Raw genomic sequence first — 13,467 nt, forward strand, 5'->3', positions numbered from 1 at the left:
ACGGTTAGTCCGTCGTGCGTAAATTCGGCGGCCTCATCGATGGCCAAGAGAGGGCATTACACATGAAACTCAACTTGCTGGCGGGCGCTGCGCTCGTCGCACTGGCGGTGGCGTCTGGCGCCGCCGCTCAGGAAGCCGAAGGCTGGTACGGCGCTGTCGACCTCGGCTACAACCAGAAATCCGAATATGGCGCGAAGTCGGCGAACAATATGCCGGACGGCTCGCCGTTCGTTTATGATGTGTCGACGGAAAATGACTGGGCAGGCTTTGCTCGCCTCGGATACCGCTACAACCCGAACTGGCGCGTCGAATTCGAAGGCGGCTATCGTCCGGGTGATGTGGATGCCGCCCGCGGCTTCGCTCGCGTCTATCCGTACGCTGGTGGTACCGCTCCGCGCGACACCGCGCTCTGCACGCCGGGCGTGACCCGCACGGCTTCGACCCCCTGCGGCAGCCCGGTCGGCTCGTTCGATCAGACGACCTTCATGGCGAACCTGATTTACGATTTCATTCCGGAATCCAAGTTCCACCCGTTTGTGGGTCTCGGCATTGGTTTGGACCGCGTGAAGGCTGACTTCACGGGTCAGTATTCGGTCAACCCGACCGGCGTTGGCCAAAACCTGACCATTTCCGGTGAAGACACCGTCGCCGCCTACCAGGCGCTGGCAGGTTTCGCCTGGGCTCTGTCGGATCGCTTGAATCTTGACCTGACCTATCGCTATCTGACCACGGAAGAAGTCAACCTGAATGCGACTTCGACCACGGCTCTCCTGAACCCGGGTTCGTTCTCGGGTAAGTTCGACGATCAGACCCTGACCGTCGGCCTGCGCTGGTCGTTTGGCGCGCCGCCGCCCCCGCCGCCGCCGCCTCCGCCTCCTCCGCCTCCTCCGCCTCCGCCGCCGCCGCCGCCCCCTCCGCCGCCTGCGCCGGTTGAAGAAGCGGTGAAGTACGAAGCTCGCGAGTTCATCGTGTACTTCGAATTCGATCAGTCCACCCTGACCGCCGACGCGCAAGCGATCGTCCAGCAGGCGGCTGATTACGCGAAGGCCGGTAACGCGACCCGCGTGGTTGTCGTTGGTCACGCCGATACTTCGGGTTCGGCTGCCTACAACATCCGCCTGTCGGAACGTCGCGCCAAGACTGTGGCTGACGCTCTCGCCGGTCTCGGCGTGTCGGGTTCGATCCTGGCCGTTGACTGGAAGGGTGAATCGGCTCCGGCAGTCGCCACCGGCGACGGCGTGAAGGAACCTCTGAACCGTCGTTCGACCATCGACATCGCGTTCTAATCGAACGCGGTCGGTATCGACAGACAACAAGAAACCCGGCCTGTTCGCAGGTCGGGTTTTTTGTGCTTGCTTGGAGCGTTGGGAGGCCTGAAGATCGTGGGCGCTTCGGCCTCACCCCGTTACATACCGCTGCCGGAGGGGGACGTTTGCGCACCGACTTTGGGGTGCAGGGACTTCAGGCCCTTGCGTCTCACGACTGTGTCTAAACCCCTCTATTGATCATCGTCAGGGGCGGCAAGCGGTGAGCCAAGCGGATGCCCCGACACCGGATCACGCGGGGCGCGTTGGAAGCCGTAACCCCGGAACAAGGTAAAGTCGCGCGTGCGCTTATGATCCAGCGTGATTTTGAGCGACTCGCCCGGGCCGGCAGTGGCAAAGTCTCGGCGAATATCCGGTATAAAGCCGTCGACATAGGAGACGATCAGAACATTCTGACCCGTTTCGGCAGTCAGTGGAGTTTCGGTCTCCGCTTGTGACTTGGGATGGGCCTCGCGCACCCAGGCCTTGAGCGGTACGTCGGGGTTGGCTGTGAACCAGTCACGGCCATAATAGGCCAAGGCATTGTAGACATTGCGGTTATCGACGGCGATTGCGGTGGGCCGGACGCCGCTTTGCGCCTTCGCGGTGACGGCGTGGGAAAGGGTGTCCCAACCGCGCGCGCGCTTCACCATATTCCCAAGTCCCAGCGCGCGGGTCAGGTCCTCAGAGACGGCCCCCAGCATAAAGACCCCCATAATGGCGACCTGAATGAACAGGCCGATCCCCAGCGCCGACCGCCACAATTTGTGTGACCGGATAGCCACACTGAAGCCCGTGACGACAAGGGCCGAGACGAGCAAGCTGGCTGGCACATAGGCCGAAGCAGCCCAGTTGGCATTAGCGCGCGACAAGAAAGCCTGGACGCTGACGAAGATCAGAGGGGGGAGGGTGAGGCAAGCCAGGCCGATCAGAGAGCTGCGCTTGGCCGGATCGATTTCGCTGTGCAGTATTTCCCCGCGTGGCCGCAAAAGTCCTGCTAAGCCGAGCAGCATCAAGACGGTCGGTACGGGACCAAAGACACCTAGTTGGTCGCGCCAGAAGCGCATCAGGGAGGTCGGGTTAAACAGTTTGCCCCAATGCCAGTTGGCATTGTCGGCGGTGTGCGACACGGTCTGAAAGCCGTGCGTGGCATTCCAGTATAGGTTCGGAGACATCAGCAGGGCAAAAGCCCCGGCGAACAGAGCCAGGCTGCGCAGGTTCCAGCTACGCCGCACCGAGGGCACGAGCACGGCATGTGCGGCCGCCCCGATCAGGAAGTACAGGCAGGCGTACTTGCTCAGGAAGGCGGCCCCGAACGCGACCCCCATCCCCAGAGCGGCCTTGAGGCGCAACCGTTCCGAGTTTTCGGTTATGAAAACACAGTAAAAATAGAGTGTTGCTGACAGGAAAAACATCAGCGGCGCATCGGTGGAAATTACAGCTGATGACAGCACAACCCCCGGCATCAGACTGTATATAATGGCAGCGCACAGACCGGTGGCCTCATTAAACAGCCGTTGACCGGCGCCCCACAGGCAAAGCGCGGCGCCCAGATGTAGAAAAGGCGCAAATAGCCGCACAAAGGGTTCGGCATCCGACCCCAGTGTGGATAGATGGATCAGCCATGCGATCATCGGCGGCTTCGAATAGTAGCCAAAGTCTAGTTGCCGCGACCACAGCCAGTACTGCGCTTCATCCGGATAGAGATTGGTGTAGGTACTAAACAGAAGCGCGACGCGCACCAAAAACAACAGCCCTAGCCCCCACAGAACATAACGTGCCGTGGCGGAAAGGGGGGCGGGTGAGGCAGGCTGAGGCATGGAGAAAAGTCGCTTGCGGAAGAGAATCTTGAGCGGTGCGCCATCGCATCACCGCTCAAAAGAGGAGGACTGAGGCGCGTTCCGCGTTGAATGACACGCCCGCGCCCGATGCGCAAACACGAATGGTTACGGACTGTGTCGTATAATTGCCTTTGGCTGACATAAACTGTGGCAATTTAAGCGCAGATCGTTCCGCCTGTCACAATTGTCATCAAACCTTCGCACTTTTGGCTCAAAAAGCGGCACAAAAGCGGCTAAAGGTGTCTACCGACCTAAACGTTTAAGTGATGGTGCTTGAAAACGGGCATGGGCGTGATCCGCGTCACAGCGCCGCTTTTCTATTTTGTGAACCTGGAGAGGGGATACTCCGATATGAAAATGAACAAGTGGATTCTGGCCGGTACGGCCCTGACGGGCGCTTTTACCGCCCATGGCGCTTTCGCTCAATCGACCGCTTCGCAAGAAGTTGATAAAGTCACAGAGGTTGTCGTCACTGGTCAGCGTAACGTGGGCTCTACGAAGCGCGAGCGAGGCACCAAGGCAAAGACGACTATTGGTCAGGATTACCTCTCTCAGTCATCATCGGGCCAAACCTTTGCTGACGCACTGAACCTTGTTCCGGGTTATAACTTCACCAACAACGATGCCTATGGCTCTTCGGGCGGTGAAATCATGATGCGCGGTCTTGACAGCGCCCGCATCTCGCTGGCCGTCGACGGCATCCAGCTTAATGACTCTGGTAACTATGCCATCTACACCAACCAAATGATCGAAAGCGAGCTGTTGTGTTCGGCTTCGGTTCAAACCGGCGCTACCGACGTTGACTCGATCTCCGCTTCGGCAACGGGCGGTACGGTAAACGTTTCGACCTGTAATCCGGAGACCGTCATGGGCGGTGTGGTGAAGGTCGCCGTCGGTCAGGAAAATCACAAGAGCGGTTTCCTGCGCTTTGATACCGGCAAGTTCGGTCCTTGGGGCACGACGGCTTACGTTGCTTACACCGGCGCGTACACCGATACTTGGACGGTTGAGACTCCTGATAATCTGCGTCTTCAAAAGAACCAGTACAACGCCATGATCCACCAAAATGTGGGTGATAACGGCTCGTTTATCAGCATGGCTCTGCACTGGAATGAAAACCGCAACCATTTCATCGGCACTCAAAGCAAGACGCAGATCGCAACCCGCGGGTATGGCGTCTCGACGAGCAATCTGGCATCGGTTAACCCGTCTGATACGGGCAACATCCGCATCAAGTCAAAGTGGGTCCTCAGCGATAAACTGACACTGACGGTTGACCCTTCATTTCAGTATGTTCTGGCTCTCGGTGGCTCTACGGGCAGTCTCTCTGAGAGCAGCCCACAGCTTATCGGTTCTCGCGTGGGTGACACTACGGTCCTGAAACTTAGCGGTACGACGCGGTATTTCGATACGAATGGCAACAATACGCTCGATACACTCAGCATTTATCGCCCGAACATCACCAATACGCATCGCTACGGTCTTCAGTCCGGTTTAATTTACCGTTTCACTGATACTCAACTGGTCCGCTTCAATGCGTCGTTTGATCGTGCCAATCACCGTCAGACGGGTGAGGCCACCTTGCTTGACGCAAATGGTGCTCCGATTGACCTGTTTGCTGGTAAGGAAAACACGTCGTTGCGCATTAAGACGGCCGATGGTTTCCACTTCCGCCGCCGTGACCGTTTCTCAAAAGCGAATGTCGACGTGTTCTCCATCGAATATTCGGGCAGATTCTTCGATGAGAAGCTGTTCGTGTCGCTGGGTCTACGCAATCAGAAGCTGGAGCGTGAGCTAAACCAGTTCTGCTACACGCAAGTGAATACCAACGGTTCGATCAACCCCTACTGCTCGACCCAGAACTGGACGTCTCAAAAGACGACGGCTGACGGGAAGTATAAGGTCGTGACCTTGCAACAACAAGGCACCCCGTCGACGATCCAATACATCGCGCCCTATTCGAACTCGATTTCGTTCGAAAAGACCATGCCGAACATTGGCTTGACGTGGAACTTTGAAAATGGCGGTCAGGTCTTTGCGACCTACGCAGAGTCTCTGTCATCGCCGCGCACCGACGCTCTTTATGACGTCGATTACGATGCCGCCAGCAACAGCGTGAAGATCCGTAATCCGAACCCGGAAACCTCCGAGACTGTTGAAGTTGGATATCGCTACACCACCGCAAACTTCAATGCGACGGCTACGGCCTTCTCTTCATTGGATAAAGACCGTCTGGTCGAAGCCTTTGTGCAGGACGATCCGAACGATGTCGGTTACTCGGCATTTACCAATATCGGCAAGGTGAAGCGTAACGGTTACGAACTGAGCAGCAACTATCGCCCGGTCCCGAACCTTATCTTGAACGCTGGCCTGACTTATACCGACACTGAACTGCAACAGGATATCCCTAACGGCTTCCGCAACGGCGTTCAGCGTCTTCTCCCGACCAAGGGCAAGGCTCTGACCGGTATGCCTAAGTGGATGTGGACGGCTGGTGTGGACTTCGATCCAACCGACAAGTTGAGCATCAATCTAAATGCCAAATATGTGGGTGACCGCTTCTACACCTACGTAAACGATGAAGTGGCTCCGCGTTATATCCTGTGGAATGCTTCGGCTCGTTACGATCTACCGTTCTTCAAAGACGGCACCTACGTTCAGTTGAACGTAGTGAACCTGTTCGATGAACAATACCTAGCCGGTACTGGGTATCAGAACACGGCGCGCGGCTTGACCGATAACGCCGGTGGTACGGTCAGTGCTTCGACCATCTTCTATCAGCAAGGTGCACCGCGTACGGTTAGCATCGCGCTGCGGACCAAGTTCTAAGACCGGACACGGTTTGGTGAACACAAGCGGCTCTCCGGATACGGAGGGCCGCTTTTTTTGTGTCGCATTCTGCGACCTGTCGTCACGGAAAGGCATGGCCAAAACGGTTGACGCTGTGTAAAAGGTCCGCAATTCACGTTTCGCTTTTTTCCGGGGTCCGGCATGAGCCAAAATCCGAACCTTTCCCGCATCGTTCCCGCTGAGTGGGAGCCGCACAAGGTCATGTGGGTTGGTTTTCCCAGCCACGAAAACCTGTGGCAGGAAGATCTGATTGAGGCTCAGGCCGAGGTGGCGTCGCTGGTGCGCGTACTGGCCGAAGCCGGCGATGAGCACGTCAAGCTGATGGTGATGGGCGAGGCGGCGCGTAAGGCGGCACAGTCGCTGTTATCCGACGTGAAAAAGGTCGAGATCATCGAGGGGCGTTTCGGAGACATCTGGTTCCGCGACACCGGCCCTATCTACGTCAATGTTGAAGACGCGCAGGATCGTCATGCGGCTCTGCCCGTGGCCTTCCTCAACAATGGCTGGGGCGGCAAGTATCACCTGAAGTACGACGATCAGGTCGCTGCTCAGGTGGCCGAACACGACGGCTACGTGTCGGAAACGCAAGAGTTTGTGCTCGAAGGCGGCTCGCTTGAGCACGACGGGTTCGGTACCGTCCTTACCACGCGCCAGTGTCTGCTCAACCCCAATCGCAACCCCGACTGGACGCAGTCGATGGCCGAACGGGCGCTTCAGGACGCGCTGGGGGCGCGCAAGATCATCTGGCTCGACGATGGGTTGCTCAACGACCATACGGATGGTCATATCGACAATCTGGCGCGTTTCGTGGCGCCGGGCGTGGTGGTTTGCCCCGTGGGCTATGGCGCCGATGACCCCAATGCCGACCTCTATAATGCGGTGGCGAAAACCCTCAGCCAGCAGACCGACGCGCGCGGCGTAAAGCTTCAGGTGGTGCGTATTCCCTCGCCGGGCCGCACGGTGGATGAAGACGGCGAAATCATCCCGGCCTCGCACATGAATTTCCTGATCGCCAATGATTGCGTCATCGTGCCGGTCTATAACGAAAGGCCGGGCGAAATGGCGGTTGAGGCGTTACAAACCTTATTTGCCGAACGTCAGGTGTTTGGCCTGCCGTCGAACGCCATCCTGACCGGAGGTGGCTCCTTCCATTGCATCAGTCAGCAAGTACCCTATATCAAGGGCTGACTTCCGTATCCAAAGGTAATGATATGACCCGGACCGTTTCCGTAGCGGCGCTGCAAACAGCCTATGGCGCCGATATGGCCGCGAACATCGCCAAAACCGAAGCGCTGGTTCGCGAGGCGGCGGCCAAAGGCGCGCAAATCATACTGCCGTCAGAGCTGTTTCAGGGTGAGTATTTCTGCGTTAGTCAGGAAGAACGCTGGTTTGCAACGGCCTTCGCGTGGCGCAGCCATCCGTGCGTCCTTGCCATGCAAAAGCTGGCGGCCGAGCTGAATGTCGTCATCCCCACCTCGATATACGAGAAAGAAGGTCCGCACTATTTCAACTCGATGGTGATGATCGACGCAGGCGGTGAACTCTTGGGCGTTTATCGCAAGAGCCATATCCCTGACGGCCCCGGCTATCAGGAAAAATACTATTTCCGTCCGGGAGATACGGGCTTCAAGGTGTGGGATACCCAGTTCGCCCGCGTTGGTGTCGGTATCTGCTGGGATCAGTGGTATCCTGAAGCGGCGCGCGCCATGGCGCTGCTGGGGGCGGAGATTTTGTTCTATCCGACCGCCATCGGTTCCGAACCGCACGATGCCGAACTGGATACGGCGGCCCCATGGCAGCGCGTCATGCAAGGTCACGCCGTCGCCAATGTCATCCCGGTCGTCGCCTCCAACCGCATCGGCACCGAAAGCCTGATTTCGCCGCAAAACGGCTGCGGTCAGACCTTCTATGGTCACAGCTTCATCGCCAACCACCGTGGCGATAAGGTGGCGGAGTACGGCAAGGGTGAGGAGGGCGTTCTGGTGGCTGACTTTGACCTCGACTACTTGAATACGCACCGCGCCGCCTGGGGCTTCTTCCGCGACCGCCGTACGGATCTTTACGGCGCACTGGCCGGCCCGCGTCCGGCGCTTTAACCGAACATACCGATCAGTAACTCGTAGGCATAGAGGCTGAACCCGGCCAGACCGACCACGGAGAGCACCAGTGCGCTCCATTCGGCAGCGTTGCGCGCCGTGCAGACGGGCTGACCCGGTGCGGTGCGGTCGCGGCTATACGGGGTATGAGAGGTATCGTCCATGACAATTCACCTTTTTGTCCGAGCTTGTGCGCTTCTGTATAAGGCCGAAACATGGGGGTGAACGGCCTTTGTAAGTGCGCAATAAGCCCTTACATTCCCCATCGCCTTGTGCCTATTCTACCCGGATAGCGTTAAGAGGCTGGATATGAAGATACGTAAGGCGGGCGTGGCGTGCGCGGTGATGATTCTGATGGCAGGAGCTGCGCAGGCAGCTACCGTGGCCGTGAAGGCCGACCGTCTAATTGAGGTCGAAACCGGGAGATTAATTGAGCAGCCGCTGGTAATTGTCACCGATGGCCGCATTACCGCTGTGGGCAGCGCCCTAACGATGAAGCCGCCAGCTGGGGCTGATTATATTGATCTGCCCGGCGTGACGTTGCTGCCCGGCCTGATTGATATGCACGTCCATCTCGACAACAGCCCGGAATATGGCGGCTACAGTGGCCTGTCGCACACGGATCGCTTCTGGGCCTTTGTCGCGGCGGCCAATGCCGAAAAGACGTTAAAGGCTGGGTTTACCACTGTGCGCAATGTCGGTGCCGGGGATTACAATGACATTGGCCTGCGCGAAGCGATTGATGAAGGCGTGCTGCCAGGGCCGCGCATCGTGGCGGCTGGCCTGAGCTTTGGCGCCACCGGCGGGCATTGCGATTCGACCTGGCTGCCGCCATCTTTTGACGCAAAGAATCCACTCAATGCCGACAGCCCGTGGGAAGCACGCAAATCGGTGCGCACTCTGAAAAAGTACGGAGCGGACGTGATCAAGATCTGCGCCACCTCCGGTGTTTTTTCTCGCGGAGCCAGTGTTGGTGCGCGTCAACTGACGCCCGAAGAAATGGCCGCGGTGGCTGACGAAGCGCACATGGCCGGCATGAAGGTGGCCGCCCACGCCCATGGTGCCGACGGTATCAAGGTGGCGCTGCGCGCAGGGGTCGACACCATCGAACACGCCAGTTTGGTGGATGACGAAGGGATAAGGCTTGCCAAGGAGACTGGGGCCTACTTCTCGATGGACATCTATAATACCGACTACACGCAGTCAGAAGGCCAGCGCAACGGCGTGGCCGAAGAGAGCCTGCGTAAGGATCGTGAAATCGCCGAGGTGCAACGTCAGAACTACGGAAAGGCGCTGAAGGCTGGGGTGAAAATGGTCTATGGCACCGACGCCGGCATCTATCCGCACGGCGACAATGCCCGGCAGTTCGCCGTGATGGTGCGCTATGGTGCGACACCGCTTCAGGCCATCCAGTCGGCGACGGTGATTGCAGCAGAGGCTTTGGGGCGGTCTGGGGATGTCGGCAGCCTCAAGCCCGGTCATTACGGCGACATGGTCGGGGTCGTCGGAAATCCACTAAAGGATGTAACCCTGCTGGAGCGGCCTGTCTTTGTAATGAAGAGTGGAGATGTGATCACGAAACCGTGACAATGTTATAATTGTCGTATATATCTGAAATATTTAGATATTATTTATTGTAACATAAAATGGAACAACGTTACATTAAATGAACGTTAAGGCTGTTCCGACAAATCTCAACAGGGGCTTTCGTGGCCCTTGGTATAGGGTGGAAGTCTGACAATGCAGCTACGTACAAAGTTTATCGGCCTGGGAACGGCGTGTGCACTTCTGGTGTTTGGCATGGTAGCCGCTAACAGTGTCGCCTCTCACTACGCGCAGTCGCACGCGCATCAGTCGTCGCTTATCAGTCAGATCACGCAGCGGCACATGGCCGCCGACATGATGCACGACGCCATGCGCGGCGACGTGCTTGAGGCCCTGCTGGCCCATCAGGTGGGTGATGCGGGCGCTGCCGAAGCTGTGGCCGGCAGCTTCAAGGAGCATGCCGACACATTTGAAACCAACCTCAAAGCTAATCAGGCCGAAGCCCTGCCCGACAATCTGAAAAAACGATTTGCCGAAACGCTCACGGCGCTTCAGGCCTACCGTGCTGCGGGTGACGCGGTGCTCACCGCCACGCCGGAAACCGAGCCTGCGCTGCGTGCCGACTTCGACGCCAAATTCAAGGCGATGGAAGACAGCAACGAGAGTTTATCCGGCGATCTCGAAGCTTGGATGAAGGGCGAGGTCGAGCGGGGCGCCAAGACCGATGCGCAGTTGAACATGCTGGTGCAGGTGTTATCGGCCTTCGCCATTCTGGGCGTGCTAGCCATGATTGGTCTGATGTGGCGCGACCTATTGAAGCCGCTTGGCACTTTGTCGCAGACGATTGGACGCATTGCCGAGGGCGACACGGATGTCGAGGTCGCCTTTATTAGTCGTAAGGATGAGATGGGCGTGCTGGCCCGCGCCACCCGGTCTCTGTGTGAAACGGCGCGCAAGGCGCTGATGGTGGACCGGATGGTTCAGGCCATGCCTACCCCGGTGATGGCGGTCGATGTGCACAATGATCTGCGCATCACCTATATCAATGCCGCGACCGAAAAGCTGATGGATCAGATCAAGGGGCATTTCCCCAACTATCCTGGCACGCTGATGGGGCAGTCCATCGACATCTTCCACAAACACCCTGAGCATCAGCGTCGTCTGCTGTCAGACCCGAAAAATCTGCCGCATCGCGCGCGCATCCGTGTGGGCGACGAAAGCATCGATCTCCAGATTTCGGCGGTGCGCGATCACCGCGATCAATATGCCGGGGCCATGCTTGTATGGGATCTCGTCACCGATCAGGCGCAGCTAAGCCGCGATTTCGAAGTGCGGGTGCAGGACGTGGTGAACGGGCTGGCAGCGTCGGCAGCAGAGCTGTCCCAAGTGGCCGAAACCGTGACGGGAGACCTGCATAATGGGGCCGGGTTGGCCGTATCGGCGGCCTCATCGGCGACCCAAACGACAGCCAGTGTACAGACCGTAGCCGCCGCGGCCGAAGAACTTGCGGCCTCGGTGCGCGAAATCTCAGATCAGGTACAGACAACCAACCGCCTTGTGGCCGACTCCTTCCATAAGGTGCAGGACGCCGATCTGGTGGCACAGAAACTGTCTTCGGCCTCGGATCGCGTCAGCGAAGTCACGACCGTCATCGCCAACATCTCCAGCCAGATCAATCTGCTGGCGCTCAACGCCACCATTGAATCGGCGCGCGCCGGTGAGGCGGGGCGCGGCTTTGCGGTGGTGGCGGGTGAAGTGAAAAACCTCGCCAATCAGACCAGTCGCTCCATCGGTGAGATCAACAGCGTCATCGACGAAATGCGTCAGGCCTCACGCGAAATCGTGGGCGTACTTAGTGATATTCGCGGCGCGGTGGACGCCATTACGCAGGCGACCACCTCCGTGGCGGCCGCAGTCGAGGAACAGTCGGCCACCACCGAAGACATCGCGCGTAACATGGCCTTTGCCGCCGAAGGGACGCGTGTCATCAGCGAAAATCTCGATCAGGTGTCGGGGATCACGACGCGAAGCGGCGAAGCCTCGGCACACCTCTTCGACTCGTCTCAGGTTCTGTCCGATCAGGCGGCGGCCCTTCGTGGCCGCGTGGCGGAGTTCCTCAGCCGCATCAATCGGGCATCGTAAGGGCGTCATATACGGGGTGCAGGCGACGTGTCCCTTGTGACTTTTTACGCTTTTAGGTCACAGGCTCGCAGGCTCTGGCTACGCAGCAGGGCCTGCTTTTCGCGGACCGAGCCGTGGCGATAAGCGGCGGTCTGCTTGACAGCAGCGATGGCTTCGGCTCGGCATGCGGCCGGGGCGGCGGTCGCCGGAACCGTGGCGAACAGGGGCAGAGACAAGGCCATCAGGCACAGAAGCGGTTTCATACTGGGACACCTTTCAACAGTGGGAAACCACAGAGCAATCGCGGGGCCGTTTCGGTCATATCCGGTTAACCCTGTCTGTAAACTATAACCCAACGGATTTGAAGTAACGTGGATATTGTCGGTTGATGTGCCCGATGTGTTTAAGGTTTATCCATGCGTCTGTCTGTTCTCGCTTGTGCCCTACTGTCTCTGGGTTGCGGCACGTCTCTGGCCGGTGTGGCTTCGGCGGGCGTCGAATACGATGCTGTCCTGACCGCTGACCTGTTGCGTAACCATTCCGGCGGGCTGCGCGAAGGTGACCGTGTCATCAGCAACCTCGACCTGTCGGCCGCCTGGCAAGGCGAAGGCGAGGCCTTTAAAAACTGGGACGGCTTCACCTATGTGCTGGCCGATGCCGGGGGCGGTTTTTCCGAGTTTTACTCTGGCGATGCGCAGGTCGTGTCCAATATCGATGCACCAAAGGGCGTGCGCCTGTTCGAGGCGTGGCTGCGCCGCACGAGTGACGATGAACGCTGGTCGGTGACCGGTGGCCTGATCAACCTTAATGGTATTTTCGACGTACAGGAGGCGGGGGCGCTGTTCCTGAACGCTTCGCACGGCATTGGTCCAGAATATTCGCAGAGCGGCCCGTCTATCTTTCCGTTTTCGACTCTGGGGCTGGTCGGTGAATGGCAAGCCAGCGAGACTTTACGCCTGCGTGCCGGGGTATTTGACGGTGTGACCGGTGACCCGGCGCATCAGCGCAGCTTTATCGGCGTCAAGCTGGGCGACGGCGACGGCGCGCATTGGGTGGCCGAAGCCCAGCAGGATTTTGTGCGCGGTTATGTCAAGCTGGGGGCGTGGACCTATACAGCGAAGGCTGAACACCTCGACGGCAAGGGCTTGTCCGATGGGAACAGCGGCTATTACGCGCAACTTCAATATGATTTGTACAAACCCGAAGCCGACAGCGACCGCGGCGTGTCGGGCTGGGTGCGGCTGGGCAAAGCCAATAAGGACCTTCAGGCCATTGAAACCTACGCGGGCGGCGGTCTGGTGTGGACCGGGCCGCTCACGGGACGTGAGTCGGACGCCATGGGTTTCGCCGTTGCTCACGCCGATTTCAGTCAGCCCTATGCCGAGGCCCTCGGTGTCAATCTGAAGCCCGAAACCATTTACGAGCTCAGCTACCGTTACGCCATCAAGGACGGTCTGAGCCTTCAGCCCGACGTGCAATACATCCGCCACCCGGCCGGTGATCCGCAAACGGACGATGCGCTGGTGCTGGGGCTGCGTCTGCGGGTGGGACTCGCTGCCTTTAAATAAGCGCTTGCAATCGCAATACGGAATCCGCATATAGCGGTCGAGATCGCGCGGGCGGAGGCCTCGCCAACCTGGTCAGGGCCGGAAGGCAGCAGCCACAACGAATTCACCTTCGGGTCGCGCGGTCTCACCTCTTCTCAATATT

General features: G+C 58.6%; 10 protein-coding genes and 1 other RNA gene. 8 read left to right on the forward strand and 3 right to left on the reverse strand.

Annotation, left to right across the window (positions count from 1 at the left end; genetic code table 11):
• Window positions 1-62 precede the first annotated feature (62 nt).
• The gene (locus tag ASTEX_RS04320) at window positions 63-1,286 is read left to right on the forward strand and encodes an OmpA family protein (RefSeq protein WP_013478389.1); all 1,224 of its coding nucleotides are present in this window, start codon (window positions 63-65) and stop codon (window positions 1,284-1,286) included.
• 212 nt (window positions 1,287-1,498) lie between these two features.
• Here ASTEX_RS04320 and ASTEX_RS04325 read toward each other — a convergent pair whose 3' ends face one another.
• Complete coding sequence (locus ASTEX_RS04325) at window positions 1,499-3,124, reverse strand: ArnT family glycosyltransferase (RefSeq protein WP_013478390.1); 1,626 nt, start codon at window positions 3,122-3,124, stop codon at window positions 1,499-1,501.
• Window positions 3,125-3,496: 372 nt separating this feature from the next.
• Between ASTEX_RS04325 and ASTEX_RS04330 the strand changes: the two genes are divergently transcribed.
• The 3 genes from ASTEX_RS04330 (at window position 3,497) to aguB (ending at window position 8,091) form a co-directional block, all read left to right on the forward strand.
• Window positions 3,497-5,974 carry a TonB-dependent receptor gene (locus tag ASTEX_RS04330; RefSeq protein WP_168148063.1) on the forward strand — a complete coding sequence of 826 codons (2,478 nt, stop codon included), beginning with the start codon at window positions 3,497-3,499 and terminating at the stop codon, window positions 5,972-5,974.
• A gap of 162 nt (window positions 5,975-6,136) precedes the next feature.
• A complete protein-coding gene (locus ASTEX_RS04335) occupies window positions 6,137-7,183 on the forward strand; it encodes an agmatine deiminase family protein (protein WP_013478392.1) in 1,047 nt (348 codons plus the stop codon).
• Between the two features lie 23 nt (window positions 7,184-7,206).
• Window positions 7,207-8,091 (forward strand): N-carbamoylputrescine amidase, encoded by an 885-nt coding sequence (aguB, locus tag ASTEX_RS04340; RefSeq protein WP_013478393.1) that lies wholly within the window; start codon window positions 7,207-7,209, stop codon window positions 8,089-8,091.
• Here the strand turns inward: aguB and ASTEX_RS20465 are convergent.
• Window positions 8,088-8,255 carry a hypothetical protein gene (locus ASTEX_RS20465; protein ID WP_013478394.1) on the reverse strand — a complete coding sequence of 56 codons (168 nt, stop codon included), beginning with the start codon at window positions 8,253-8,255 and terminating at the stop codon, window positions 8,088-8,090. The two genes, aguB and ASTEX_RS20465, sit on opposite strands and share 4 nt — an antisense overlap.
• A 145-nt stretch (window positions 8,256-8,400) precedes the next feature.
• Between ASTEX_RS20465 and ASTEX_RS04345 the strand changes: the two genes are divergently transcribed.
• A complete protein-coding gene (locus tag ASTEX_RS04345) occupies window positions 8,401-9,678 on the forward strand; it encodes a Xaa-Pro dipeptidase (RefSeq protein WP_013478395.1) in 1,278 nt (425 codons plus the stop codon).
• Window positions 9,679-9,831: 153 nt separating this feature from the next.
• Window positions 9,832-11,778, forward strand: a complete 1,947-nt coding sequence (locus ASTEX_RS04350) for a methyl-accepting chemotaxis protein (RefSeq protein WP_013478396.1) — start codon at window positions 9,832-9,834, stop codon at window positions 11,776-11,778.
• A gap of 44 nt (window positions 11,779-11,822) precedes the next feature.
• Here ASTEX_RS04350 and ASTEX_RS04355 read toward each other — a convergent pair whose 3' ends face one another.
• Window positions 11,823-12,020: a hypothetical protein gene (locus ASTEX_RS04355; RefSeq protein ID WP_013478397.1), complete on the reverse strand. Its 198-nt coding sequence runs from the start codon at window positions 12,018-12,020 to the stop codon at window positions 11,823-11,825.
• Between the two features lie 153 nt (window positions 12,021-12,173).
• On the opposite strand from ASTEX_RS04355, the gene ASTEX_RS04360 reads away from it, so the two are divergent.
• Window positions 12,174-13,325, forward strand: coding sequence for a carbohydrate porin (locus ASTEX_RS04360; protein ID WP_013478398.1), 1,152 nt, complete (start codon window positions 12,174-12,176; stop codon window positions 13,323-13,325).
• Between the two features lie 36 nt (window positions 13,326-13,361).
• An RNA gene (ffs, locus tag ASTEX_RS19115) (signal recognition particle sRNA small type) lies at window positions 13,362-13,457 on the forward strand.
• The last annotated feature ends 10 nt before the right edge of the window (window positions 13,458-13,467 follow it).

The sequence above is a fragment of the Asticcacaulis excentricus CB 48 genome (genome assembly GCF_000175215.2).
In the GTDB taxonomy this organism is placed as follows: domain Bacteria; phylum Pseudomonadota; class Alphaproteobacteria; order Caulobacterales; family Caulobacteraceae; genus Asticcacaulis; species Asticcacaulis excentricus.

Coding starts and splice junctions, on each gene's coding strand:
- ASTEX_RS04335 (WP_013478392.1), top strand. CDS start 6,137: ATGAGCCAAAATCCGAACCTTTCCCGCATCGTTCCCGCTGAGTGGGAG.
- ASTEX_RS04360 (WP_013478398.1), top strand. CDS start 12,174: ATGCGTCTGTCTGTTCTCGCTTGTGCCCTACTGTCTCTGGGTTGCGGC.
- ASTEX_RS04345 (WP_013478395.1), top strand. CDS start 8,401: ATGAAGATACGTAAGGCGGGCGTGGCGTGCGCGGTGATGATTCTGATG.
- ASTEX_RS04355 (WP_013478397.1), bottom strand. CDS start 12,020: ATGAAACCGCTTCTGTGCCTGATGGCCTTGTCTCTGCCCCTGTTCGCC.
- ASTEX_RS20465 (WP_013478394.1), bottom strand. CDS start 8,255: ATGGACGATACCTCTCATACCCCGTATAGCCGCGACCGCACCGCACCG.
- aguB (WP_013478393.1), top strand. CDS start 7,207: ATGACCCGGACCGTTTCCGTAGCGGCGCTGCAAACAGCCTATGGCGCC.
- ASTEX_RS04350 (WP_013478396.1), top strand. CDS start 9,832: ATGCAGCTACGTACAAAGTTTATCGGCCTGGGAACGGCGTGTGCACTT.
- ASTEX_RS04330 (WP_168148063.1), top strand. CDS start 3,497: ATGAAAATGAACAAGTGGATTCTGGCCGGTACGGCCCTGACGGGCGCT.
- ASTEX_RS04325 (WP_013478390.1), bottom strand. CDS start 3,124: ATGCCTCAGCCTGCCTCACCCGCCCCCCTTTCCGCCACGGCACGTTAT.
- ASTEX_RS04320 (WP_013478389.1), top strand. CDS start 63: ATGAAACTCAACTTGCTGGCGGGCGCTGCGCTCGTCGCACTGGCGGTG.